Origin of the sequence: Flavobacterium frigoris (assembly GCF_900111075.1) — a bacterium.
Lineage (GTDB): Bacteria > Bacteroidota > Bacteroidia > Flavobacteriales > Flavobacteriaceae > Flavobacterium > Flavobacterium frigoris.
Map to the genome: position 1 here is coordinate 110,181 of NZ_FOFZ01000004.1, position 25,034 is coordinate 135,214.

General features: G+C 34.2%; 21 protein-coding genes. 9 read left to right on the forward strand and 12 right to left on the reverse strand.

Annotated elements, in window-relative coordinates; translation table 11 throughout:
* Positions 1-5: 5 nt before the first annotated feature.
* Positions 6-782: a superoxide dismutase gene (locus BMW63_RS07650; RefSeq protein ID WP_074722874.1), complete on the forward strand. Its 777-nt coding sequence runs from the start codon at positions 6-8 to the stop codon at positions 780-782.
* Positions 783-888: 106 nt separating this feature from the next.
* Here BMW63_RS07650 and BMW63_RS07655 read toward each other — a convergent pair whose 3' ends face one another.
* Positions 889-2,757 (reverse strand): alpha-amylase family protein, encoded by a 1,869-nt coding sequence (locus tag BMW63_RS07655; protein ID WP_074722875.1) that lies wholly within the window; start codon positions 2,755-2,757, stop codon positions 889-891.
* A 289-nt stretch (positions 2,758-3,046) separates the two neighbouring features.
* Here BMW63_RS07655 and BMW63_RS07660 point away from each other — a divergent pair, with 289 nt between their 5' ends.
* From BMW63_RS07660 to hemN, 7 genes are all read left to right on the forward strand, one after another.
* Positions 3,047-4,708, forward strand: a complete 1,662-nt coding sequence (locus BMW63_RS07660) for an OstA-like protein (RefSeq protein ID WP_074722876.1) — start codon at positions 3,047-3,049, stop codon at positions 4,706-4,708.
* 52 nt (positions 4,709-4,760) lie between these two features.
* The gene (gene lgt, locus BMW63_RS07665) at positions 4,761-5,597 is read left to right on the forward strand and encodes a prolipoprotein diacylglyceryl transferase (protein WP_074722877.1); all 837 of its coding nucleotides are present in this window, start codon (positions 4,761-4,763) and stop codon (positions 5,595-5,597) included.
* Positions 5,598-5,637: 40 nt separating this feature from the next.
* A complete protein-coding gene (locus BMW63_RS07670) occupies positions 5,638-6,834 on the forward strand; it encodes an aspartate aminotransferase family protein (protein ID WP_074722878.1) in 1,197 nt (398 codons plus the stop codon).
* Positions 6,835-6,962: 128 nt separating this feature from the next.
* Positions 6,963-8,357 carry a tetratricopeptide repeat protein gene (locus tag BMW63_RS07675; RefSeq protein ID WP_074722879.1) on the forward strand — a complete coding sequence of 465 codons (1,395 nt, stop codon included), beginning with the start codon at positions 6,963-6,965 and terminating at the stop codon, positions 8,355-8,357.
* A 2-nt stretch (positions 8,358-8,359) separates the two neighbouring features.
* A complete protein-coding gene (locus BMW63_RS07680; protein WP_074722880.1) occupies positions 8,360-9,109 on the forward strand; it encodes a shikimate dehydrogenase family protein in 750 nt (249 codons plus the stop codon).
* Positions 9,110-9,418: 309 nt separating this feature from the next.
* Positions 9,419-11,443 (forward strand): DUF349 domain-containing protein, encoded by a 2,025-nt coding sequence (locus BMW63_RS07685; RefSeq protein ID WP_074722881.1) that lies wholly within the window; start codon positions 9,419-9,421, stop codon positions 11,441-11,443.
* Between the two features lie 139 nt (positions 11,444-11,582).
* A complete protein-coding gene (gene hemN / locus BMW63_RS07690) occupies positions 11,583-12,947 on the forward strand; it encodes an oxygen-independent coproporphyrinogen III oxidase (protein WP_074722882.1) in 1,365 nt (454 codons plus the stop codon).
* A gap of 124 nt (positions 12,948-13,071) precedes the next feature.
* On the opposite strand, the gene BMW63_RS07695 is transcribed toward hemN, so the two are convergent.
* The 10 genes from BMW63_RS07695 to BMW63_RS07740 form a co-directional block, all read right to left on the reverse strand.
* Positions 13,072-13,302, reverse strand: coding sequence for an HP1242/YdcH family protein (locus BMW63_RS07695; RefSeq protein WP_074722883.1), 231 nt, complete (start codon positions 13,300-13,302; stop codon positions 13,072-13,074).
* Between the two features lie 32 nt (positions 13,303-13,334).
* Positions 13,335-14,036 (reverse strand): sulfite exporter TauE/SafE family protein, encoded by a 702-nt coding sequence (locus BMW63_RS07700; protein ID WP_074722884.1) that lies wholly within the window; start codon positions 14,034-14,036, stop codon positions 13,335-13,337.
* A gap of 13 nt (positions 14,037-14,049) precedes the next feature.
* The gene (locus tag BMW63_RS07705) at positions 14,050-14,631 is read right to left on the reverse strand and encodes a cytochrome b/b6 domain-containing protein (protein ID WP_074722885.1); all 582 of its coding nucleotides are present in this window, start codon (positions 14,629-14,631) and stop codon (positions 14,050-14,052) included.
* A gap of 149 nt (positions 14,632-14,780) precedes the next feature.
* Entirely contained in the window at positions 14,781-15,230 is a 450-nt protein-coding gene (locus BMW63_RS07710) for a FixH family protein (protein WP_074722886.1), read from the reverse strand.
* A 42-nt stretch (positions 15,231-15,272) separates the two neighbouring features.
* Complete coding sequence (gene ccoG, locus BMW63_RS07715; RefSeq protein ID WP_074722887.1) at positions 15,273-16,691, reverse strand: cytochrome c oxidase accessory protein CcoG; 1,419 nt, start codon at positions 16,689-16,691, stop codon at positions 15,273-15,275.
* A 25-nt stretch (positions 16,692-16,716) separates the two neighbouring features.
* Entirely contained in the window at positions 16,717-17,613 is an 897-nt protein-coding gene (locus BMW63_RS07720) for a cbb3-type cytochrome c oxidase N-terminal domain-containing protein (protein ID WP_074722888.1), read from the reverse strand.
* Positions 17,614-17,721: 108 nt separating this feature from the next.
* Positions 17,722-17,922, reverse strand: a complete 201-nt coding sequence (locus BMW63_RS07725; RefSeq protein WP_074722889.1) for a cbb3-type cytochrome c oxidase subunit 3 — start codon at positions 17,920-17,922, stop codon at positions 17,722-17,724.
* A 5-nt stretch (positions 17,923-17,927) separates the two neighbouring features.
* Positions 17,928-20,117, reverse strand: coding sequence for a cytochrome-c oxidase, cbb3-type subunit I (gene ccoN, locus BMW63_RS07730; protein ID WP_074722890.1), 2,190 nt, complete (start codon positions 20,115-20,117; stop codon positions 17,928-17,930).
* A 2-nt stretch (positions 20,118-20,119) separates the two neighbouring features.
* Entirely contained in the window at positions 20,120-20,311 is a 192-nt protein-coding gene (gene ccoS, locus BMW63_RS07735; RefSeq protein WP_074722891.1) for a cbb3-type cytochrome oxidase assembly protein CcoS, read from the reverse strand.
* A 95-nt stretch (positions 20,312-20,406) separates the two neighbouring features.
* Positions 20,407-22,785: a heavy metal translocating P-type ATPase gene (locus tag BMW63_RS07740; protein ID WP_074722892.1), complete on the reverse strand. Its 2,379-nt coding sequence runs from the start codon at positions 22,783-22,785 to the stop codon at positions 20,407-20,409.
* 106 nt (positions 22,786-22,891) lie between these two features.
* On the opposite strand from BMW63_RS07740, the gene BMW63_RS07745 reads away from it, so the two are divergent.
* A complete protein-coding gene (locus tag BMW63_RS07745; protein WP_074722893.1) occupies positions 22,892-23,572 on the forward strand; it encodes a Crp/Fnr family transcriptional regulator in 681 nt (226 codons plus the stop codon).
* Between the two features lie 11 nt (positions 23,573-23,583).
* Here BMW63_RS07745 and BMW63_RS07750 read toward each other — a convergent pair whose 3' ends face one another.
* Positions 23,584-25,029: an APC family permease gene (locus BMW63_RS07750; protein ID WP_074722894.1), complete on the reverse strand. Its 1,446-nt coding sequence runs from the start codon at positions 25,027-25,029 to the stop codon at positions 23,584-23,586.
* Positions 25,030-25,034 lie beyond the last annotated feature (5 nt).

The following is a 25,034-nucleotide window of genomic DNA, read 5'->3' on the forward strand; positions in this document are numbered from 1 at the left end:
TATCAATGAAAAAAATATCTCTTTTAATATATTCCTTTCTTCTAATTAGCTTTTTAGTTTCTTGTAACAACAAAAAACTAACGGAAGTAGTTGAAGTACCATTGCCTACTGCGCAGGAAAAAGTAACTATTGGGTTTCCTGAAGATGTAAAAGCAAATAGCGGTTCATTTCAATTGGAAAAACTGCCTTATGGTTATGATGCTCTGGCACCCACAATATCGCCTTTGACGCTAGAGATGCATTATTCAAAACATTATTTAACCTATACCAATAATCTTAATAATGCCATTGCTGGGACTGAATATCAAAATCAACCTATCGAAAACATCTTAGCAAAGTTAGACCTAAACAATGCTGATTTAAGAAACAATGCTGGAGGATATTACAACCATACCCTGTATTGGAAATCAATGGCTCCAAATACAGGAGGAGCACCTAAAGATACATTGGCAAGCATAATATCACGAGATTTTGGCTCGTATGAAAATTTTGTTACGGCTTTTAAAACTGAGGCAACTAATCAATTTGGTTCTGCTTGGGTTTGGTTGGTCATTGACAAATCTGGAAAGCTAAAAATAACAAGCACTCAAAATCAAGACAATCCCCTAATGAAAAACGCTCTTGTTCCTGGAACTCCAATATTAGCTTTGGATTTATGGGAGCATGCTTACTACCTGGGATATCAATACCGAAGAAGAAATTATATTGACTCTTTTTTCAATGTGATTAACTGGGCTAAGGTTGGAGAAAATTACGAGGCCGCTCTAAGGCGAAAATACTAAAAATCAATACTAAGCAAAAAAAATGCTGATGAGCTACCAAAGTAGTAGGCATCAGCATTTTTAGTTTAACCCTTTAATTCTGTAGAACTAATCTATTAAAAAGACCTTATAGTTGGTAAATAAAGGACTCTGAAGGTGCAATTGTAATCTTCGCTTTTCCTTCTCCATTGACTACATGCAGCAGGATTGTGCTATTATTATAAATCTGGTCTGTAATAGTGTAATCACCATCCATTAAATTCCATATTGCTATAACATCTGAAGGAATTTTAAGTTCGAAATTACTGGTGGTAGTCCAAGAAAAATTAGTGACCACAATTAGTTTTTGAGTATCAGACCAACGCGTGAATGCATAAATACCTGGATCAAAACCCATTGTTGATTGCCTGTTCAAGGTTTGAATTTCTTGAAATTCGCCCATTAATGCAGAACTGCTAACAGAAAAATTAAGTAATCGTTTATAAAAATCTCTAAGCGACTTTTCCTTATCTGTAAGTTGTCCTCCGTCAAACTTGCCATTATTCATCCAACGCTGATGACTTGGCACTCCGACATAATCAAAAATTGAAGTTCTGGAATGTGTCCCGAAACCCCCATTTTCATTACCAGCCTCGCCCACTTCCTGCCCAAAATAAATCATGGTAGGCGCTGAACTAATTGTTGTAGAAACAACCATCAAAGGCTTTCCTTTTTCTGGAGTACCTGCAAATTCTGGACTAGCCAAACGTTGCTCGTCATGATTATCCAAAAAGTGCAACATATGATGTTCAATATCTTTCATTCCGCGCTGAATGTCTGAAAGTTCGTCAGGCAACGCCTTTCCTTGAATCACTTCTTTTAATTTATCGTAGGTCTCTACCTTGTCATACAGATAATCCATTTTTCCTAAGCGAATGTAATTTCGGTATTCTCTAGGATTGTATACTTCTGCCAATAAAAAAGCATCTGCATTTTGCATCTTAATTGCTGAATTCATATAACTCCAAAACTCATAAGGAACCATTTCGGCCATATCATATCGAAATCCATCTACGCCCTTTGCCATCCAAAACAATGCGATATCTTTGAATTTTTTCCAGGAATCAGGTACCTCTTTGCCGTTCCAAAAGTCAAAATGTTCTGCCACTGATTTTGTATCATAGCCTGCAGGAAGCTCCGGAAAATCTTTAGTGCCGTCTGGACGGATACCGTAATTTACCTTTACCGTTTCATACCAGTCGTTCTTATCCGGTTTTGCCATGCTAGAGCCATTCCCAGTCCACTTAGCAGGAACTTCAGTGAATTTACCATCGCTCATTGGGTTTACTTCTCCATTTAATGGCGCAGCCGTATCCGGCACTTCAAAATGGGAGTTTGGGATATAATAGAAGTTATTATCCCTCTTATAGACTACAGATACATCGTCATCTGCCCCAAAGTCTCTAATGCCTTCAGGATTGTTTTTTCCTTCATATTTTCGTGCAATATGATTGGGTACAATATCAATTATCAACTTCAACCCTGCCTTATGAGTTCTCGCTATAAGTGCTTCAAATTCTTCTAAACGATGTGCCGGACTAACGGCTAAATCAGGATTTACATTGTAATAATCTTTTACGGCATAAGGAGAACCTGCTCTCCCTTTTACAACATCTGGGTCATCATTTGAGATGCCAATTGCCGTATAATCCCTAACTAAAGCATGGTGTGGCACTCCGGTGTACCAAATATAACTAACTCCCAAATCCTTGATTTCATCGAGCGCTTCATCCGTGAAATCATTAAACTTCCCTACTCCATTTTCTTCAATGGTTCCCCAAGGTTTGTTATTTCTATTTTTATTTCCGAACAAACGAGTAAAAACCTGATAGACAACTATTTTTTTTTCTCTGGTGGTATTTTCTTTTTCTGTATTCATTGGTAAAGCTGCAGTCTTACAAGCTACGGTGACAAGAATTAAAATTATCGACGCAATAAGTATTGTTTTTTTTATCATTTATGATTAGTTTTACTGCCTGTGCGATTTCATTTTTACAAAAATAAAGACTTAGACATTTAGTTTTTAAATTTAATCTATTTTTTTAAAATTTCCAGTTTATCTCTATTAATCCGGGCGAATAAAGCATATAAAACAAGTACTACAACGAGAGAGTTTATCTATTTGTTCATAACTTAACAAACGAATTAAAATACCTCTGGTCCCTAATGATTTTGAATTTATAAATAAATGCTAATATAGATTAGGATTGTTTCCTTTTTCTTAAATTTGAAAAAAAATAAATCCATTGAAGAAGTACCTATTTTTCATCTGTTGTTGTTTAGCAATACTAAGTTCAAAATCAGTTTTGGCACAAGCACCAAAAAAAATTATTGTTGAACATTCTGATTTTGCAGATGTAAATCAAGCAGAAATGCCCGATGCCTTTTTACTTACTGGAAACGTGCGCGTTAATCACGATGGTATTGTCCTAACGTGCAATAAAGCCTATTATTTTCAAAAAGAAAATTACATTAAAGCTTTTGGAAATGTGCAATTAGTACAGGGAGATACTTTATTTCTCAATAGTAAATATGCGGAGTACAGTGGAAATGCAAAAAAAGCTTTTGCAACCGGCGAGGCTTTCATGAGTTCTCCAGATGCTACTTTAGCAACGGACACGATAAACTTTGATCGAAATTCCCAGGAAGTATATTACAATACAAAAGGAACAATTATCAATAAAGACAACACATTAGTAAGTAAATCCGGGAAATATTATGTGAATCAAAAAAAATTCCAGTTCTTAACGGCTGTTACCATCACTAATCCTACCTATGTAATTAAATCCAATCATGTGGATTATTTTACAAATTCAGGGCACTCCTATCTTTTTGGGCCATCCACTATTACTAGTAAGAAAAATTATATTTATACCGAAAAAGGGTTTTATGATACCAAAAGAAATCTGGGCCATTTCCTTAGAAAGTCTTATATAAAATATGAAGACCGACTCATTGAAGGAGATAGTTTGTATTATGATCGAAATAAAGAATTCGCTTCGGCAACCCGTAATGTAAAAATCACAGATTCTATCAATCGCGGAATTGTAAAGGGACATTATGCCGAAATATATAAAAAACAAGATTCTATGTTTGTCACTAAAAGAGCGGTAGCTGTGAATTTTGTCGAAAATGACTCCGTTTATATTCACGGTAAGAAATTAATGGTGACTGGTAAAGAGGGCGACCAAATTATTCGAGCCTATACTAATGTGCGTTTTTTTAAAACAGACATGAGCGGAAAATGCGACTCGATACATTCAAGTTCAAAAACAGCTTTAACAAAACTGATAGGAAACCCAGTACTATGGAATGGAGACAACCAGATTACAGGCGATGTGATGCATCTTATAGGAAACAATGCTACTCAAGAGCTCGATTCGCTCAAAGTACTCAATAACACCTTTCTAGTCTCTAAAGACACCTTGGGAACTGGATACAATCAGGTAAAAGGGCAAAATCTCTACGGAAAGTTTATAGAAGGCAAACTACATGATGTCGATATCGTAAAAAATGCAGAGGTAATCTACTATATGCGTAATGAAGCACAAGAACTCATTGGTATCAATAAAAATGTGAGTAGCAAAATCAATCTTATTTTAGAAGATAATGCTGTCGAAACGATTACTTTTTTCAAGCAAATTGACGGAGAAATCTATCCCGAAAAAGAGCTACCAGAAAACGCAAGAAAACTGAAGGGGCTTGTGTGGCGGGGTGATGAAAGGATTAAATCAAAGGAAGATATATTTTCGGATGAAGATAATGAACTCAACAATAAAATGATAAAAGAAGGTGAAAAGGAGGATGCAAAAGAAAATGTTCCGATGAAAATCCGAAAGGAAACTTTGAACTATGATAAAAAGAAAAGTTCCCAAGCTCCCAAAGGAGAAAAGAAAGACAAGAAGTAGTTTTCAGAATAAGAATTGATAATCAAAGCGCTACTATAAATAGATTATAAATATGACTGATAAAATTATTTACTGGAATACTGACTCTACAATTTTCTGGATAACAGATAGTTTTCCCCTAAAGTATTATGGAATATTGTTTGCCATCGGGATTTTACTTGCCTATAGTATCGTTAAAAAAATATTTATTAAAGAAAAGGTTTCAGTAGAAATATTAGATAGCCTTTTGGTATATATTATTTTCGGAACAATTCTGGGAGCAAGATTAGGACATTGTTTATTTTATGAACCCAGTTATTTTTTTCATCATCCAATGGAAATCCTTTTACCCATAAAAAAAATTGCAGGGGTATATAAATTTATTGGCTTCCAAGGTTTAGCAAGTCACGGTGGAATTATTGGAGTGTTGATCTCAATTTTATTATTTTACAGAAAAAACAACATAAATCTATTTTGGCTTCTCGATCGTATTGCAATCGCAGCTCCAGTTGCCGCAACTTTTATCAGGTTAGGTAATTTTATGAATTCGGAGATTTATGGAAAACCAACTAACGGGAATTGGGGAATTGTTTTTCAAAAAGATGATTTAATTCCGAGACATCCCACCCAATTGTATGAAGCTTTCTCTTATTTTTTAATTTTTATCTTGTTACAATTTTTATATAAATCTAATTATACAAAAAAAGGAGACGGTTTACTCTTTGGTATTTTTCTGGTGCTATTATTTTCAGCACGATTAATAATCGAATTTTTCAAAGAAAATCAAGAAGCTTTCGAGAATCAGATGCCTTTAAATATGGGACAAATTTTAAGTATTCCTTTCATTATTTTTGGTGCACTTCTAATTCTATGGAGACTCAAAACTCGACAAGTAAATCCAATAGTTTAAAAACTATTCTTTATCCTTTTTAAAACTTTAAGCAAAAAACGTGAATCAAGATTTCTTACAATATCAGGCACAAACTTCTCCTTATCCATTAGGTATGGAAGTATCCTATGCAAAAGGTTCTTATATCTACGACACCAATAATAAAAAATACCTTGATTTTGTGGCAGGTGTTTCGGCTTGTACGTTAGGACACCAACCGCCGAGAGTAAACCAAGCCATTAAAGATCAATTGGATAAATATTCGCATGTGATGGTCTATGGGGAATATTCCCAAAGCCCAGCAGTAGAATATTGCAAGCTTTTAGCATCTCTCCTACCGCCACCTTTAGACAAGACGTATCTCGTTAACTCAGGAACAGAAGCCATTGAAGGAGCGTTAAAGCTGGCACGACGCGTTACGGGTCGCAGTCAATTGATTTCTTGTCACAATGCCTATCATGGAAATACCATGGGCTCGATGAGTATAATGGGTTTTGAGGAGCGCAAACAAATTTTTCGCCCTTTAATCCCTGACGTCGATTTTATCACCTTTAACAATGAAGCCGACTTAGCGAAAATAACGACAAAAACCGCAGGTATAGTTTTAGAAACAATTCAAGGTGGTGCTGGATTTATTCAACCTCATAATGATTTTTTAAAAAAAGTACGCGCACGCTGCACCGAAGTGGGAGCGCTAATGATTCTTGATGAAATCCAACCGGGCTTTGGAAGAACAGGAAAACTATTTGGTTTCCAGAATTACGATGTCGTCCCTGATGTTGTTGTAATGGGAAAAGGAATGGGAGGCGGAATGCCTGTAGGCGCTTTTACTGCATCAACGGTGATGATGGATTTACTAAGTGATAATCCAAAACTGGGACATATCACCACTTTTGGAGGGCACCCTGTCATTGCGTCAGCCTGCCTGGCTACTTTGCAAGAAATTACTGAAACCGATCTGATGCCCAAGACTCTAGAGAAAGAAATGCTGTTTAAATCACTTTTGGTACACCCTTTGATACAAGAAGTTCGAGGAAAAGGGTTAATGCTGGCCGCAATGACAAGTAGCGCAGCAATAACGAATGAAGTGATTTTAAAATGTCAAGACAAAGGCCTTATTTTATTCTGGTTACTATTTGAAGGATGCGCGATAAGAATTACGCCGCCACTTACAATTTCAGACGATGAAATACGTGAAGGTTGCGCAATAATGCTAGAAGTAATGGATGAAATACTTTTGTCGACTAAAATTGATTAACAGATAACAACAGCTAAATAAATAATTATTATTTTGTTAATTAAATTGTTCACAACAATTCTAAATTTTCTTCGCAACAGCAGTAAGGATGCCTAATTTTAAATAGGCCAAATTCTAAAAACAAAAGTATGCAATTAAGCAACGAAGAAGAAGACTATAACTTATCCCTTAAAAAATTTGAGTCTATGTTGAAAACCAACAAAGTGCTCTTTTTTGACTCGGAAGAATTTGAAGAAATTATTCTTCATTATCTCGATATGGGTAAGGCCGCACTGGCAAAAAAAGCACTTAAGCTTGCACTAGATCAACACCCTAAATCAACTGGTTTAAAACTGGTTCAAGTGGAAATGCTCGTGTATGACGACAAACTGGATATAGCGGAGAAATTACTCAATGAGCTATATGCGATCGAACCTACGAATGAAGAAATTTTCATTCAAAAAGCAAATATTTATTCGAAAAGAGACCAACATGAGAAGGCGGTTGAACTACTAAATACTGCTTTAGAATATACGGATGATTATGCTGATGTGTATAATTTAATTGGGATGGAATATCTATTTATGGATAATCTAGAAATGGCAAAACAAAGTTTTATCAAATGTCTCGAAGAAGACCTTGATGATCAATCCGCACTTTATAATGTAGTGTATTGTTTTGAATTTTTAGATCAAAATTTAGACGCGATCGCTTATTTGAACAAATACATCGATAAAAACCCTTATAGCGAAATAGCCTGGCATCAAATGGGTCGTTTATATTATGGGGTAAAAGATTATGAAAATGCCATTCGTGCCTTTGATTATGCCACTTTAATCGATGATGAATTCCTTGGTGCTTTCATGGAAAAAGCAAAAGCTTACGAACGATTAAACAAATATCAAGAGGCGATTGAAAGTTACAGCCGTACCATCGAATTAGATGATGCCACTAGTTATGCTTTGCTTCGAATAGGTAAATGTCATGAAAAATTAGGCAATAAAGTTCTAGCACTTAAATTTTTCAATCAGACGGTTCATGAAGATCCGCTTTTAGATAAAGGATGGATTGCAATCACCGATTTTTATGTACGACAAAAAAACTATCAGAAAGCGTTATTTTATGTCAATAAAGCGTTAGCAATTGACAATCAAAATCGTTTGTACTGGAAGCGCTATGCCACGATAAACAAAAATATGAATTTCTTTGAAGAAGCTGAATTTGGCTTCAGAAAAGCAGTGGAGTTTGGGGATCATGAATTAGACACTTGGTTATTTTGGGTGGACATCCTTCAGTTTTTAGGTGAGTTTGAAAGTGCTATCCAAACCTTGCTGCAAGCCTCTGAATATTATCCTGAAGAAAATGAAGTAGAATACCGTTTAGCCGGACTGTACTTTATGATTCAAGACAACACGAAAGCAAAATTTCATTTGAGTAATGGCTTGCGTTTAAACTTTGACAACTACATTATTCTTGAAGATATGTTTCCTGTAGTTTGGACAAAAAAAATGGTACAGAATTACATTGCAAAACATAAAAAATAAAAATGTCCGATATAATAAGAAAACGATATGGTTTATTAGGTCGAAATATTAGCTATTCCTTTTCTAAAGGCTATTTTACCGATAAATTCACTGCTGAAAATTTTGTAGGTTACACGTACGAAAATTTCGACATTAAAGCGATTGCCTCATTTACCGAGGTAGTAAAAAATAACTCTGATTTAAAAGGGCTGAGTGTGACCATTCCATATAAAGAATCAGTAATCCCTTTTTTAGATAAATTATCAAAAAAGGCAGCACTTATTGGAGCTGTCAATACGATTAAGATTACAAAAAAAGGAAAAATAAAAGGCTACAATACTGATTATTATGGCTTTAAAAAAGCACTAGAACCTTTATTGCAGCAACATCATAAAAAAGCACTAATCTTGGGTACGGGAGGCGCCTCTAAGGGAGTTGCTTTTGCTTTAGATGAATTGGATATTGCATATACCTTTGTCTCCAGAGAGGCCAAAGAAAACAGTATTGACTATAATCGAATCAATGCGACTACTTTTGACAATTACCAAATTATAATAAACGCCACTCCTGTGGGTACAAGTCCTAATACAGAAGCATTTCCATTAATTCCGTACGACTACTTCACAGATAGGCATATCGCTTTTGACTTGATTTACAATCCTGCCGAAACGCAATTTCTAAAAAAGGCAAAAGAAAAAGGAGCAAAAATTAAAAACGGCTATGATATGCTCGTTTTCCAAGCCGAAAAAGCGTGGAAGATCTGGAATAAATAATTATCCCCTTTAAAAAATATTCCTGCGTTAAATGGCTGCGCCACGATATTTAAATTCAGTACGTTATTCTTAGCACAAAACAGCTAAGTTACTCGTTATTAATCCTATAAAAACCAGCTCTCATAGCAGCAGCATCCTTTTTTATCTCCTTTTTTAGGATAAAAAAGATATAGCGAATAGCAGGAAATTGCTTCAAAAAATTTCTAAATTTAACATAAAACGACTATAAATAAGGTAATTATTTTGTATTTCAATATTCCTTTACTATCTTTCGTTTTCGATAAAATAGGAACCTTAAACATTGAAAAAATGTTAGAAGAAAAGAATGACAACCTGCAACAAGCAGATGGAAATGTAGCTAATGATTCAAATGAATCTGTTCAAGTGGAGACTGCAATCACAGAAACCGAAGCGATTACCGAAGATACCGCTACTGAAACACCAGAGACTGTAGAACATAATGCTGTTTCCACTCCTGAAGAAGAAGTGGCTAACACAGCTGCCGTCACTGAACATGCAAATCAAAAAGCGTTAAACTCAATAGATGATTCTAATGCCGAGGAAAGTGAGGACGAAACCTTAAAAGACCGTCACCATATCCCGATGAAAGATTATGATACATTATCGATGGAGCAACTTGTAGATGAACTGCAAATTCTGGTTGAAAACGATAAAGTTATGTCAGTTAAAGATCATGTTGAAGAAATTAAAAAAGCCTTTTTAACACAGTACAACCATTTTATCGAAGAGAAAAAAGAGGAATATCTTGCCGAAAATCCTGATACGACAGAGGATTTTCAATACCATTTCCCTTTAAAATCTAAGTTTGATCAATCTTACGCTACTTATAGAGATAATAAAAATACACATTTCAAGAGTTTACAAACGAATTTGAAATCTAATTTAGAAAATAGATTAGCTATTGTTGAAGAGTTAAAAGAGCTAATCAATCCGCAGGAAAACATAAAAGATACTTTAAAGCATTTTAATGAATTAAGAGACCAATGGAAAAATGCGGGTTCGATTCCAAAAGACAAATACAATCACGTATGGAATAACTACCATTTTCATGTAGAAAATTTCTATGACTATTTACATCTTGATCGCGAGGCTAGAGACTTGGATTTTAAACATAATTTAGAGCAGAAGCAAAAGATTGTGGCGCGTGTTGAGGAACTTGTGAATGAAGCGGACATAAATAAAGCTTTTAGAGAATTACAAGACTTGCATAAAATCTGGAAAGAAGATATAGGACCTGTTTCTAAAGAACATCGTGATGTCATCTGGAACCAATTTAGTGATTTGACTAAACAAATGCACGACAAACGTGAGGTTTTATTTGAAAAACTAAGAGGTACTGAACTGGAAAATCTAGAAAAGAAAAAAGAAATTATTGCTGCGATTGCCGTGTTAGCGACCGTAAAAGTAAACGCTCATTCGCAATGGCTTGCTCAAATTGAAAAAGTAGAAGCATTAAGAACTGCTTTTTTCTCTGCAGGAAAAGTACCTTCAGATGTTAACGAAGACACTTGGGGTGCTTTTAAATTAGCAGTAAGAAATTTTAATTCTTTTAAAAATTCATTTTACAAAGACATTAAAAAAGAGCAAAATGAGAATTTAGCCAAGAAAAATGCGTTGGTAGTTAAAGCACAAGAATTACAAGAAAGCACTGATTTTGCTGCTACTACTCCGATCATGAAGAAAATTCAGGACGAATGGAAGCAAATAGGTCATGTTCCAAGAAAATATTCAGATAAAATCTGGAAAGAGTTTAAAGATGCCTGCAATCACTATTTCAATAAGCTAAAAGAGCAAAAAGATGAAGATAGCGTTGAAGAAATAGAAGCTTTTGACAAGAAGAAAGCATATTTAGAAACTTTGCGTGAATACCAATTGACAGGAGATCATAAAACCGATTTAGATGCCATAAAACTTCACATTGAAACGTGGAAGAATTTTGGAAAAGTTCCTTTTCCGAGAAGGCATATTGAAGGGAAATTTAATAAAATCCTAGATGCGCTTTTTGAAAAATTAAGCTTGAGTAAAAAAGATACAGACATGTTGCGTTTTTCTAATCGAATGGATCATTTATCTGAAAATAATGATACTCGAAAAATAGAAAATGAAAAGATTTTCTTGATGCGCAAGATTGAAGAAGTTCAAAATGAAATATTCCAATTGGAAAATAACATTCAGTTTTTTACTAACACAAGAAATGCAAAAAAAGAAAATTCAATTGTTTTAGAAGTTAGAAAAAACATTGCTATCCATAAAGAGAGTTTAGACGTTTGGAAAGAAAAACTAAAGCAGTTAAGAAATATAAAGCAAGAATAAAATAATAAAGCACTATAGGTATAAGCCTCATTCTAAAAATAGAATGGGGCTTTTTTTTATACTACCATCCGAGTATGATAATTATCATTTTAATTTTTATAAAATCAATTTACTTTTGATTACTGAAAATTGATATCTCATGAAAAATTCTTTAATCCAAAAATATAATGTTCCCGGCCCAAGATATACCAGTTACCCAACAGTCCCGTACTGGCACGAAGCGGACTTTGTATATCAAAATTGGGTCGATACATTGCAAAAATCGTTTGCGGAAAGTAATTCCACAGAAGGTATCAGTCTCTACATACACCTTCCTTTTTGCGAAAGTTTATGTACTTTTTGTGGTTGTAACAAACGCATTACCAAAAATCATAGTTTAGAACATCCTTATATCGATGCTGTCTTAAAAGAATGGTCTTTATATTGTAAAATTCTAGGCGAAAAACCAATAATAAAAGAAATCCATTTAGGCGGTGGGACACCCACTTTTTTTTCTACTAAAAATTTAGAAGATTTGATTAATGGAATTTTTTGTTATGCCACAAAGGCAAAAGACTATGAATTTAGTTTTGAAGGACATCCTAACAACACTACTTACGAACACTTACAAAAGTTATATGATTTAGGATTTAGAAGAGTCAGTTTTGGTGTTCAGGATTATTCTGAAAAAGTTCAAAAGGCCATTCATCGCGAGCAACCCTTTCACAATGTAGCTAAAGTAACTTTCTGGGCTAGAGAGATTGGCTACACTTCGATAGGACACGATATTATTTTTGGTTTGCCGTTTCAGGAAGTAGAAGATGTAATTGATACCATTGAAAAAACAAAGTCGTTGCAGCCGGACCGCTTGGCATTTTATAGCTATGCCCATGTACCTTGGATAAAAGGAAATGGACAACGTGGCTTTAAAGATCAAGACATACCAAAAGATAATGAAAAGAGAAAGTTGTATCAAATAGGTAAGGAATTACTACAGGCAAATGGTTATTATGAAATAGGAATGGATCATTTTGCATTAAAAACGGACAGCTTATATGAAGCATACGAAAACGGCGAACTGCATCGTAATTTCATGGGCTACAGCTCCTCAAAAACACAACTAATGATTGGTTTAGGTGTGTCCTCAATAAGCGACAGCTGGTATAGCTTTGCGCAAAATGAGAAAAAAATAGAAGATTATTACCAAATCTTGGAATGGGATAAATTACCCATCTTCAGAGGCCATCTGTTAACAGATGAAGACCTCATCATACGAAAACACATCTTAAATTTAATGTGCGAGTTTTCAACTAGCTGGACAAATGAATCTACTTATTTCAAAGAAATACCCGAAGTACTTATTCAACTAAAAGAAATGGAAAAAGATGAACTGCTACAAATCAATAAAGACAGTATTCAAGTCACAGAAAGCGGTAAGCCTTATATTCGTAACATATGCATGGCATTTGACCTACATTTAAAACGAAAAGCTCCAGATACCCAATTATTCTCGATGACAATTTAGAATAAGTCGATAAAAACTATAAAAAAATAACACACAAAAACCATTTAAGGCTATAAGTTAAAATTACTGCAACTTATAGCCTTATATGGTTTTCTTTTTATTAGCTCAGTAAAATCAATTATTCTTAGTTAGTCAGCATAGAATATAGCTCGTCTTTAATTAATAATAATTTAGCTTTTATTTCATGAGCATGTTCATCAGTTACCACCTCAACGTCTGTATTAATTCGATGAACTTGATGTTCTAATTCATTGTATTCGTCAAATAGTTTTTTAAAATGATTGTCATCTGTTTTTAGTTGATGAATTTTATCATGATATTCCGGGAATTCGTGTAATAAATCGTGTCTTTCCATTTTATTTATTTTAAATTATTAATAATATTATTTTAGTGACATTGCGGATTTTCTTGTACAAAAAGGCTCATATTAGAAGGAGAAACATAAGGTATTCCTAAACCTAATCCTCTTAATATAAATAACACCCCAATAATAACTGCAACATAAGGAATAACTTTTTGGATTTTATTTCGAATAGGAATAGTCAAATACGAATTAATGTAGATGACACTACTCATCATAGGTATAGTTCCCAATCCGAATAAAACCATGTAGAACACCCCAAAACCGGCATTTTGCATGGCTATTGCACCAAACAAGGCCACATAAACCATACCACAAGGTAAGAATCCATTTAACAGACCTATCGTGAATAATGATTTATAACTTTTATTTCTAAATTGACTTCCTAATGTTGATTTTATTTTTGAAATCACAACGAAAACAGGCTTTGAGAAATTGTATTTTGCGAATGTCTTCTCCGGAATTAAAATTACGGCAATCATACCAACACCAATGAATATCGATAATTTTTGTTGAAATCCTGCCATAAACAACCCTTTACCAACTAACCCGAAAACCAGTCCGATAGTACCATATGCAGTTAATCTACCAATATGATAGGTCAAAATTTGAGTGACTTTTTTAGTAGGATTATTTCTATCGACAGGTAACATCATAGCAATTGGCCCGCACATACCTATACAGTGAAAACTACTAATTAATCCAAAAAAGAAGGCTGAATATAACATATTAGATATTCTTTTAAAATTTATCCTTTTTTTTCCCACTTATAATTTTAGAAATAAGACCTCGGTTTGTAGTGAACTCTGCAACAAAAACACCACTTAAGTGAATAAAAATAAAAGCTAGTAAATAGTATATTGACAATACATGTATTTCTTCCATTTGTCCCTTTAAATTTTTCGGACCAAATTCAATAATTAAACCTGTCACTAATGAAATTGCAACGCAACCATAAAAAAATAAATAAATCCAATATTGAAATTTTTCTTTTATAGTTAGTCCTTTGCGAAGAGGATTTGAAAATTTCATTAGGTTTAAAAACGGAAGTAACATTCTAATACTAAAAAATCCAACTAAAACATAACCAATATAGATATGCCAATCCCACATGGGTTTTCTGATTTGTTTTGCCAAACTAATCATCTGGTCATCTGACAAAGATTGATCCGTAGTTGCTAAGTAATTTCTAATAATGTCAGCAACACTATTTTTATTCATCCACGTCGAACGCAGAAATATAGTAAATAAAATTAACATCATGCAAATTGCAATTGCCCAATGTATGATTCTGTACGCGACAGTATAGTTTCTATTTTCCATGATTTTTTAATCTAATTAAATAAAAATGATTCTTCCTTATGATAAAATAAATTCTGCATTTATTTCAGTAACCTTCCTTAGTTTGCAAGCAATGTAACACACTGTATTTCCATATCATTATAAAAACATTTTTCCAATCAAAACTGGTCTTAATTAATGTAAATTGTTTCCTTTGTCAGATATTGTTTACCATCATATTGCCATTCCATATTAATGTCCCATCGACCGCCTACCAATTTTGATTTAGGTATGAGCAAAGTTGGATTAGATAAGGAAATTGACGTTTCAAAATCTAATTTTTTGTTAGACGGTCTATATAGGGACACTGTTCCTTTAATCTTATTTGGAACAAAAACATCGGGGAAAACTATAGTTACTCCAGCTGTAGTTTGTGTAACGATAGGTTTCTCAGCTAAATCCTCAGCATTTTGAACCCGTTTCATTTCATTGCCAAAAACGGCATCATGCTTGTAATATTCTTCTACAACCAATTCATTGTCATATTTAGAATTTACTTGTACTTTAATTACAAAGTACAATATAAAGCTCATAAACAATGCAATTGCAATAACGATTCCTGTTCCCCAATTGATTTTCATATTCCTGAATTTTATAATTTTATAACTTCATTTAACATTTTATCAATCGAAACTTCGTGGACTTAAAAAACTAGTGGTACTGGTTTCTATTTTTTTATCGCCTTCATAAACTTCAATTTTTAATTTAGTTTTTTCATTCTCTAATAAAAACTGATTGATTTCTATAAACAAAGTTCCACTGCTCATACCTTGTTTCGGCACTGTAAGCGTTTGATTACCCACCACATTTAATGTCCCTTTTATCCCAATTAATTTGAAATGAATATCATTAAAATCACCATTTGTTTTATTAATAATTTTATAAGTAAAAATATTACTGATTTTATCCCCTTTATGCTGATAAAGCTGTCCTGGCAATCGTAAAATAGTTGCTTCAACATCAGTACGTAAGAATAACAACCCGATCAATATTCCCACCAAAATGGCTAAAATTGCAGTATACCCTTTCATTCTAGCGGTGAATTTAAAAGGGCTTTTTTTCTCTATCTCATCTTCAGATGCATATCGAATTAGTCCTTTGGGTAATCCCACACTATCCATAATAGTATCACACTCATCTATACAAGCAGTACAATTAACACATTCCAGTTGCGTTCCGTTTCTAATATCAATTCCTGTCGGACATACATTTACGCATTGTTTGCAATCAATACAATCTCCTTTTCCAGTAACTTCTCTATCTTCCTGTTTATTGAATTTTGCTCGGCCTACTTGTTTTTCACCACGCACAAAATCATACGCAACATTAATTGATTTATTGTCTAAAAGTACTCCTTGCAACCTACCATATGGACATGCGATAATACAAACCTGTTCTCTAAACCAAGCAAAGATGAAATAGAAAACTCCTGTAAAAATGGAAAGCGCTATTAATGTACTCAAATGATTGGAAGGACCATCTTCAATCATCCTAATCAATTCGTCGCTACTAATAAGATAGGCTAGAAAAACATTGGCAATACCAAAAGATATTACTAAAAAAACACTCCATTTTAACCCCTTCTTTCTAATCTTTTCGGCGTTCCATTCCTGTTTTGACAATCTAATTTGGGCTCCTCTGTCTCCTTCTATCCAGTACTCAATTCTTCTAAAAACCATTTCTAAAAATATAGTTTGGGGACAAATCCATCCACAAAAAATACGCCCAAAAATGACTGTAAACAAGATAACAAATACTACACCCACTATCATAAATAGCACAAAAATATAAAAATCTTGCGGCCAGAATGGAAATCCAAAAATATTAAATCGCCTTTCTAAGATGTTAAACATCATGAACTGATTACCATTCACCTTTATAAAAGGATTTGCAATCAGAATAATCAATAAAAAATAACTAACCCACTTTCTATATTCATAAAACCTACCCGAAGGTTTTTTAGGGAATATGAACTTTCTATTTCCTTCATCATCGATGGTACCAATGGTATCTCTAAAAGCTTCATCTGGCAACTTTGACATTTTGTGTATTTTATTTTACTATACTTTATTTAACTACTGGAGCACTATCATCAACCCATATTTCACCGTCTGGCGCTTTGGGATCTTTAGGATTACTTCCCCTTAAAGATAAAACATAACTAGCAACCTTTTGCATTTCTTTTGGTTTCAGTGTTCCTTTCCAAGAGATCATCCCTTTTCCATCACGACCACCGTTGACTAACGTATGGAATACATTTTTTATTCCTCCACCCAAAATCCAATTTTCATCAGTTAAATTGGGCCCAATTTGACCTCCCGCATCCGCTCTATGACAAACAACACAATTTGCGGTAAAAATGGTTTTTCCTATAGCTAATTCAGCTGGATCTGTTAATAGAGTAACCGTTTTTTCATCCATTAAATCGGGTGCTGTTTTCATATATTCAGCTACATCAATTTTGGCTTGAGCCAATTCTTTTTTAAGCTCCATTTCCTGATTATCGCCATCCATAACTTCAAAACGAATCAAATAAACTGCAGCAAAAACAATACAACCATAGAACAAATACACCCACCATGGCGGTAAATTATTATCCAGTTCCTTAATACCATCATAGTCATGATCCAACAATAATTGGCCTTCATTTTCAATTGGTTCTGTTTTTGTAAGCGCTTTCATCAGACTTTTAAACCACTTGCTTTCTTTAAAACTAATGCTGTTAACTTCCTCTAATTTGGCTTTTTGTTCATCTGTCAGCAATTGATACGTAATCACTTCAACTGCATTCATAGTAATTTCTATTGCTATTAAAAGAAATAGAAATACGAATAAAAATAGGGAAACCATAGGGAATTTTATAAAAGCTGCGCGATCACCGGAATCGATGAAATATTCCATTGCTCCAAAAACGGCAAAGAAAATTAGCGGTACTCTTACGTAGGCTGGGATTAATTTTTTCATTGTTTTTTATATTTAAGGCTCAACTCCCCTCCCCCATTCTAAAGGAGAGGAAGTCAAAACCTGCATGATTACTATTACTACTTTTCTGTCAAGAAAGGCTCATTTTTATTATAAACCATCATTATTTGATTCTCCTTTATAAGTATCGTTCAATGGCATTTGACTCAGTTCAGTAATTTTATCTTTTTTATAAGACCAAACCCACAAACCCAATCCCACAAAGAAGGAAAAGAAAATTAACAGTGATAGTATTGGATAGATCGCGACTCCCGAAATCGTCTCCATGTTGTGTTTAATTTGTTCAAACATGACTTTTAGTTTTTAGTATTATCTTTTACTTTAATATCAGTTCCCAGTCTTTGTATGTATGCTATTAAAGCTACGATTTCTCTTTCATTCATTGGAACAAATTTTTCTCCTCTAGCTTCAGCTTTTTTCTTACTTTCATTATAACTTTTTACAAAGTCAGGATCGTTTTTCAAGCTTTCTTCAATCTTTAAGGCTTGCGTTCTTAAATCCTTAAGTCCGTTTGCAACTTCGGCATCAGAATAAGGAACACCTAATGTAACCATAGCTTCCATTTTCTTTTGTGTCAAAGAGATATCCATCGGTTTATTATCAAACAACCATTTATATCCTGGCATAATTGAACCTGCAGATATACTTTGTGGACTCCAAAAGTGGTTAAAATGCCAGCTGTCATTGTATTTACCTCCTTCTCTTAATAAATCTGGACCAGTTCGTTTTGATCCCCAAAGAAATGGATGATCGTAAACAAACTCACCTGCTTTTGATTGTGGTCCATAACGCTCTACCTCACTACGGAAAGGACGAACAGATTGAGAGTGACAGCCCACACAACCTTCACGGATGTATAAATCACGTCCTTCTAATTCTAATGGCGAATATGGTTTTACACTTGCAATAGTTGGGATATTCGATTTAACCATAATTGTTGGTACGATTTGAATAACACCCCCAATTAATATAGCAATTGTTGCTAAAATGGTTAACTGAATAGGTTTTCTTTCTAGCCATGGGTGAAATTTTTCTCCTTTAATTCTTCCATTACTAATTTTAACTAAAGCAGGAGCTTCAGCTAATTCATCTTCAATAGTAGAACCATTTCTTAAGGTTTGAATAATATTATAAACTAATACTAACATTCCTATTAAATAAAGAGTTCCACCAATAGCACGCATCCAATACATTGGCATAATTTGCGTAACCGTTTCAAGGAAATTACCATACGTTAAAGTTCCGTCTGGGTTAAACTGTTTCCACATAGAAGCTTGTAAAAATCCAGCTACATACATTGGAAGGCAATATAATATAATTCCTAAAGTTCCAATCCAAAAATGGAAATTAGCTAGTTTAGTCGAAAATAATTTACTCTTAGTCATTCTTGGTATTAACCAATAAATCATACCAAAAGTCATAAATCCATTCCAAGCTAAAGTACCTACGTGAACGTGTGCAATAATCCAATCTGTGTAATGCGCAATTGCATTTACATTTTTAAGAGACAACATTGGCCCCTCAAAAGTTGCCATTCCATAACCTGTAATCGCTACAACAAAGAATTTTAATACTGGTTCTTCACGTACTTTATCCCATGCACCTCTTAAGGTTAGCAAACCATTAATCATACCTCCCCAAGAAGGCGCTAATAACATGATTGAAAATACTACTCCTAAATTTTGTGCCCAGTTAGGCAAAGCAGAATATAATAAATGATGAGGACCAGCCCAGATATAGATAAAAATCAATGACCAGAAGTGAACTATAGATAATCTATAAGAATATACGGGACGATTCGCTGCCTTTGGAACAAAATAATACATCAAACCTAAAAAAGGAGTAGTCAAGAAAAATGCAACCGCATTATGTCCATACCACCACTGTACTAAAGCATCTTGAACACCTGCGTAAACAGAATAACTCTTCCAAGCCGAAACAGGTAATTCTAAATTATTAAAAATATGTAAAACAGCTATGGTAACAAAAGTGGCTAAATAAAACCAGATTGCAACATACAAATGGCGTTCTCTCCTTTTTATCATGGTACCAATCATATTAATCCCCATAACCACCCAAATTATGGTTATTGCAATATCAATAGGCCATTCTAATTCAGCATACTCTTTTGAAGAGCTATACCCTAAAGGCAAAGTAATTGCGGCAGCAACAATGATTAGTTGCCAACCCCAAAAATGAAGATTACTTAAAAAATCACTATACATTCTTGCCTTTAGCAGTCGTTGCAATGAATAATACATTCCCGCGAAAAAGGCATTCCCCACAAAGGCAAAAATAACCGCATTGGTATGTAAAGGTCTCAGCCTACCATAACTTAACCACGCAATTCCGTCTGTTAGGTTAGGGAAAAGATAAAAGAAGGCTACTAATAGCCCCACTGACATTCCCACTACACCAAAAAGGATGGTAGCGTAAATGAATTTCTTTACAATTTTGTTGTCGTAATAAAATTGTTGCATTTCCATAATTAATTTTGTTTTTCTTCTGTTATTTGTTCTGGTTTTGGATTCTCAACTTTGAGCTCATCGTCAAAAAGCATTCTGACAGATGGCGTATAATCATCATCATACTGGCCTGTCTTTACCGCTCGTATAAAAGCAATAAAGAAACCTATAGCAATTATTATACTGATGGAGATTAATAAATAAATGACACTCATACCTAAAATTTCTGTTTACAAAGTTAACCAGCTCCCTATTTATAAAATATGACAATTATCATGGTTACTTCTTTTTTGTTAATGTTTGTTTAAAATTATCTTAATTTCTTAGCGTAAAAATTACTCATTATAGTTACAAAACTGACAATGGTTATGGTGCTCAACGGCATAATTATCGCTGCAACTAAGGGTTGTAGATGTCCTGTAATTGCAAATGACAATCCTATTATATTGTAAAGCAATGACATCCCAAAACTCATCCTGATTGTTGTCATTGCCTTTTTAGATAACTTTAAAAAGTAATGCAATTTTTGGAATTCATTTGCTTCCAAAATCCCATCACAAGCAGGTGAAAAAACATTCACATTTTCTGAAATAGAAATTCCGACATTGCTTTGCGCCAATGCACCCGCATCATTCAAACCATCTCCTACCATCATCACGTTTCTACCCTGTTCTTGCAGTTGTTTGATGAATTCCAATTTTTGCTCCGGTTTTTGGTTAAAAATCAATTCAGTCCCTACAGGTAATAACATTTCTAAAGAAAATTTCTCCCCCTCGTTATCTCCAGATAAAACTTTAATTTGATAATTCTGTTTCAAACTTTTGAAAAGACTTTCTAGTCCTACTCTATATTGATTATTAAAAATATATTTTCCATAATACTCATTATTAATGGTAATATGAACTGCCGTTTGCAGCACCGTATTCTCATCTGGGCTTCCCGCAAATGCAGCTGATCCAATTACTACCTCTATTCCCTGAATCTTTGCCCGAATCCCTTTACCAGTTATTTCCTCAAAATCAGTAATAGTTACACTTTTCATCTCCGGAAGAAAATCGTACAACATTCTACTTAATGGATGATTAGAAGCGCGAAGTACTGTTTTAATATTGGTTAGATTCTCACTAGACAAAGACTCGCCTTCATATGAAATTTTTGCTTTTTTATTAGTGGTAATGGTCCCTGTTTTATCAAAAACTATGGTATCAACTTTAGCTAATTGTTCAATAACCAGCGCATTCTTCAGGTAAAACTTCTGTTTTCCTAAAATTCGTAATACATTCCCCATCGTAAATGGAGCAGTCAATGCTAGAGCGCACGGACAGGCCACTATTAAGATTGCAGTAAAAACATTAAAAGCAGTATTTGTATCGATGACAATCCAATAGGCAAATGATGCAAAAGCAATCAGCAATAAGACAGGAGTAAAATACCTGCTTATTGTATCGGTTATACTTTTATGTCTTTGAGTAACAGCTTTCTGAAAAACATCATTACTCCACAATTGGGTAAGGTAACTTTGAGAAACAGAGTACAACACTTCCATTTCAACAACTTTTCCAATTTGTTTTCCCCCAGCAAATACTTTATCACCTGAATTCTTAGTGATAGGAACCGCTTCACCAGTTACAAAACTATAATCGATGGCGGCTTTCTCGCTAATCAATATCCCATCAACGGGAATTAATTCCTGATTTCTGATCAGTAGTCGATCCCCTTTTTGAATATCATAAACCGGGACACTTTCTTCAGAACCATCACTATTGATTCGGGTAATCGCTATTGGAAAATACGATTTAAAATCCCTTTCGAAACTTAAAAAACTATAGGTTTTTATTTGAAACATCTTTCCAAGCAGCATAAAGAAAATCAAGCCAGTCAGACTATCAAAAAAACCAGATCCATAATTAAAAACAATATCAGTAGTACTTCGCACAAACATCACAATGATTCCTAATGCAATAGGAATGTCAATATTTAGCATTTTAGAACGAATACTTTTATAGGCCGAAACATAATAATCTGAAGCGGAATACAAAAACGCGGGCAAGGATAAGATGAAAATTAACCAGCGAAAGAATGGCTTATACGTATCCAACCAAAATTCATTTACCTCAAAATATTCTGGAAAGGAAAGCAACATTATGTTACCGAAGCAAAAAAAAGCAACTCCTAACTTGTAGGTCAAGCTTCTGTCAATATTCTTTTTCCCAGTTTCGTAATTTTCCAGACTAATATAGGGCTCGTAGCCAATAGAACTAAGTAAATATACAATTTTACTTAGAGAAACGGTTTGGGGATTATACGTAATTCGAACCTTTTTTTCAGGAAAATTGACCTGTGAAGTACTGATTCCTTTTTGAAGTCGCTGTAAATTTTCTAAAATCCAAATGCAAGAACTACAATGGATATGAGGTATACTAAGTGAAACAATAGCCGTAGCCTCTTCTTCAAATTCTAATAATTTTGCAACGATACTTTCGTTTTCTAAGAAATCATATTTACCTTTAATATCAAGCGGGGTTGCTCCAGGGGCTTTTTCAAAATCATAATAGCATGTCAGGTCATTGACGCTAAAAATTTCGTACACCGTTTTACAGCCGTTGCAACAAAAACTTTTATCGTCAAAAATAATTTCTTCTGCTTTAATAATATCTAAACCACAATGGAAACAATTTTGTGTGTCCATAACTTTGCTCATTTTACCTGATGCAAATATCCTAAACGAATGTTACTATTAATATGATATATGTCATATTAATGCGTAAATTTACACAACTAACGCCCCCATCAAGATGTCAAAATGCGAAGAATGTATTGTTAGAGAATTTAGCTCGCTGAAAGCTCTAAATAAAGATGAACTGGTAAAACTTGCCGGTTGTAAAACGTCACGCATTATCAGAAAGGGCGACGTGATTTTTGAAGAAGGAGAAAATGTAAATGGAATATTCTGCATTAAGGATGGGGTTTGTAAACTTACCAAATTAAGTCCCAACGGAAAAGATCATATTGTCAAACTAGTTACAAAAGGAGAATTATTAGGACAACGTTCCATGATTAGTGATGAACCCGTTCACTTAAGTGCTGTCGCGCTTGAAGATATGGAAGTTTGTTTTATTCCAAAAACCGAAGTTATGGGGTTCTTTGATAAAAACAATCAGTTTTCAATGAATGTGATGAAAACGATATGTGGTGATTTAAAAGAAGCGGATAGTCATACCGTAAATATGGCTCAAAAAACTGTAAAGGAACGTCTAGCCGAAACACTACTTTACTTATACAATACCTTTGGAAAAAATGAAGATGATTCCTTAAAAATTCAACTTTCAAGAGATGAATTAGCTAGTATGATAGGGACAGCAACTGAAAGCTGTATTCGCTTGCTGTCTGATTTTAATAAATTAGGTTTAATAGAATTAGTCGGTAAAAAGATTACTATCAAAGACATCAGTAAATTAAAAAAGATCTCCGAATAACAACCTACTTATTATTTTTTGTGCATCAAAAAATAATAAACTGGTATTCCCAAGGCTACAATTCCTAATCCTAAACCGGTATTTAAAGTGTCATGTATCAATAAGGTGATACAAATCGCTGTAGTAACAATTATATACAATGCCGGTACAATTGGATAACCAAAAGCGCGGTACGGCCTTTCAGTATTGGGTTCTCTTTTTCTTAGAATAAACACTCCAAAGATCGTTAATATATAAAACAGTAACGAAGCAAAAGTTGCATAGGTTAATAAATCTCCAAACTTACCGGATACACAAAGCACACAAGCCCAAGCACACTGTACCCATAACGCTTTTGCTGGAACTTGGTTTTTATTCAAAATCTTAGCTCCTTTAAAGAAAAGTCCATCTTTGGCCATCGCATAAAACAATCGTCCACCTGAAAGAATCAAGCCACTATTGCAGCCAAAAGTAGAAACCATAATTAAGGCAGCCATTATGAAAACACTGCTATTTCCCATAATCATACCCGCAGCAGCAGCGCCTACGCGATCATTACTTGCAAACATAATTCCGTTACCAGAGATATCAGCAGCCGCTGGAGTACCATGCATTGGCAACAAAGCCAAATAAGCCAAGTTTGCCAAAATGTAAATAACAGTAACAATCAAAGTACCCAGGAATAAACTTCGCGGAATATTCTTTTTTGGCTCCTTAATCTCTCCTGCAATAAAAGTAACATTGTTCCAGGCATCACTTGAAAACAAAGAGTTTATTATTGTAGCACCTGCAGCCCCCAGAAGTGCCATTCCAGTCAGCTTTGAGACAGTAATTGACCCATCAGTATTTAAAACAGTACGACTCGCTTCCCACATATTGGCAAAATTATTAGATAAGACGTCCGTGTGGAAACCAACATACAAACCAAAAACAATTAACGCAAAAAGCGCAATTAACTTAGTCGATGTTAAAATTAACTGAATCAATTTCCCGCTTTCTACTCCTTTAGTGTTGATAAACGTGAGGACAATAATGCTAGCGATCGCCAACACTTTACTGTTAGGAAAAACAAAGCTATCCCCAAAAGTAAAAAGCGTATTGTCTAAAACCGGAAAAAATATAGCAGAATAGTTGGCAAACGTAACTGCAATTGCAGCAATAACTCCAGTCTGAATTACAGTAAAAACAGTCCAACCATAGAGAAATGAAATTAATCTTCCGTAGGCACGCTGAATATAAACAAATTGCCCCCCTGCTTTAGGCATCATACCTGCTAATTCACCATAACTTAATGCGGCAGCAACGGTAATTAAACCAGTCACTAACCAAATTATTAGAAGCCAAGCAGCAGAACCAATATCACGAGCCATAGCGGCAGTAACGATAAAAATACCAGAACCAATCATCGAACCAGCTACTAAACTTGTAGCATCAATTAACCCCAAAGAACGTTTTAACTCCGTTTTATTTTCCGACATTATAA

Bases quoted from the DNA above. Each gene is read 5' to 3' on its own strand.
- BMW63_RS07650 (WP_074722874.1), top strand. From the start codon at position 6: ATGAAAAAAATATCTCTTTTAATATATTCCTTTCTTCTAATTAGCTTT.
- BMW63_RS07655 (WP_074722875.1), bottom strand. From the start codon at position 2,757: ATGATAAAAAAAACAATACTTATTGCGTCGATAATTTTAATTCTTGTC.
- lgt (WP_074722877.1), top strand. From the start codon at position 4,761: ATGACTGATAAAATTATTTACTGGAATACTGACTCTACAATTTTCTGG.
- BMW63_RS07675 (WP_074722879.1), top strand. From the start codon at position 6,963: ATGCAATTAAGCAACGAAGAAGAAGACTATAACTTATCCCTTAAAAAA.
- BMW63_RS07680 (WP_074722880.1), top strand. From the start codon at position 8,360: ATGTCCGATATAATAAGAAAACGATATGGTTTATTAGGTCGAAATATT.
- BMW63_RS07685 (WP_074722881.1), top strand. From the start codon at position 9,419: ATGTTAGAAGAAAAGAATGACAACCTGCAACAAGCAGATGGAAATGTA.
- hemN (WP_074722882.1), top strand. From the start codon at position 11,583: ATGAAAAATTCTTTAATCCAAAAATATAATGTTCCCGGCCCAAGATAT.
- BMW63_RS07695 (WP_074722883.1), bottom strand. From the start codon at position 13,302: ATGGAAAGACACGATTTATTACACGAATTCCCGGAATATCATGATAAA.
- BMW63_RS07700 (WP_074722884.1), bottom strand. From the start codon at position 14,036: ATGTTATATTCAGCCTTCTTTTTTGGATTAATTAGTAGTTTTCACTGT.
- BMW63_RS07705 (WP_074722885.1), bottom strand. From the start codon at position 14,631: ATGGAAAATAGAAACTATACTGTCGCGTACAGAATCATACATTGGGCA.
- BMW63_RS07710 (WP_074722886.1), bottom strand. From the start codon at position 15,230: ATGAAAATCAATTGGGGAACAGGAATCGTTATTGCAATTGCATTGTTT.
- ccoG (WP_074722887.1), bottom strand. From the start codon at position 16,691: ATGTCAAAGTTGCCAGATGAAGCTTTTAGAGATACCATTGGTACCATC.
- BMW63_RS07720 (WP_074722888.1), bottom strand. From the start codon at position 17,613: ATGAAAAAATTAATCCCAGCCTACGTAAGAGTACCGCTAATTTTCTTT.
- BMW63_RS07725 (WP_074722889.1), bottom strand. From the start codon at position 17,922: ATGTTTGAACAAATTAAACACAACATGGAGACGATTTCGGGAGTCGCG.
- ccoN (WP_074722890.1), bottom strand. From the start codon at position 20,117: ATGGAAATGCAACAATTTTATTACGACAACAAAATTGTAAAGAAATTC.
- ccoS (WP_074722891.1), bottom strand. From the start codon at position 20,311: ATGAGTGTCATTTATTTATTAATCTCCATCAGTATAATAATTGCTATA.
- BMW63_RS07740 (WP_074722892.1), bottom strand. From the start codon at position 22,785: ATGGACACACAAAATTGTTTCCATTGTGGTTTAGATATTATTAAAGCA.
- BMW63_RS07745 (WP_074722893.1), top strand. From the start codon at position 22,892: ATGTCAAAATGCGAAGAATGTATTGTTAGAGAATTTAGCTCGCTGAAA.
- BMW63_RS07750 (WP_074722894.1), bottom strand. From the start codon at position 25,029: ATGTCGGAAAATAAAACGGAGTTAAAACGTTCTTTGGGGTTAATTGAT.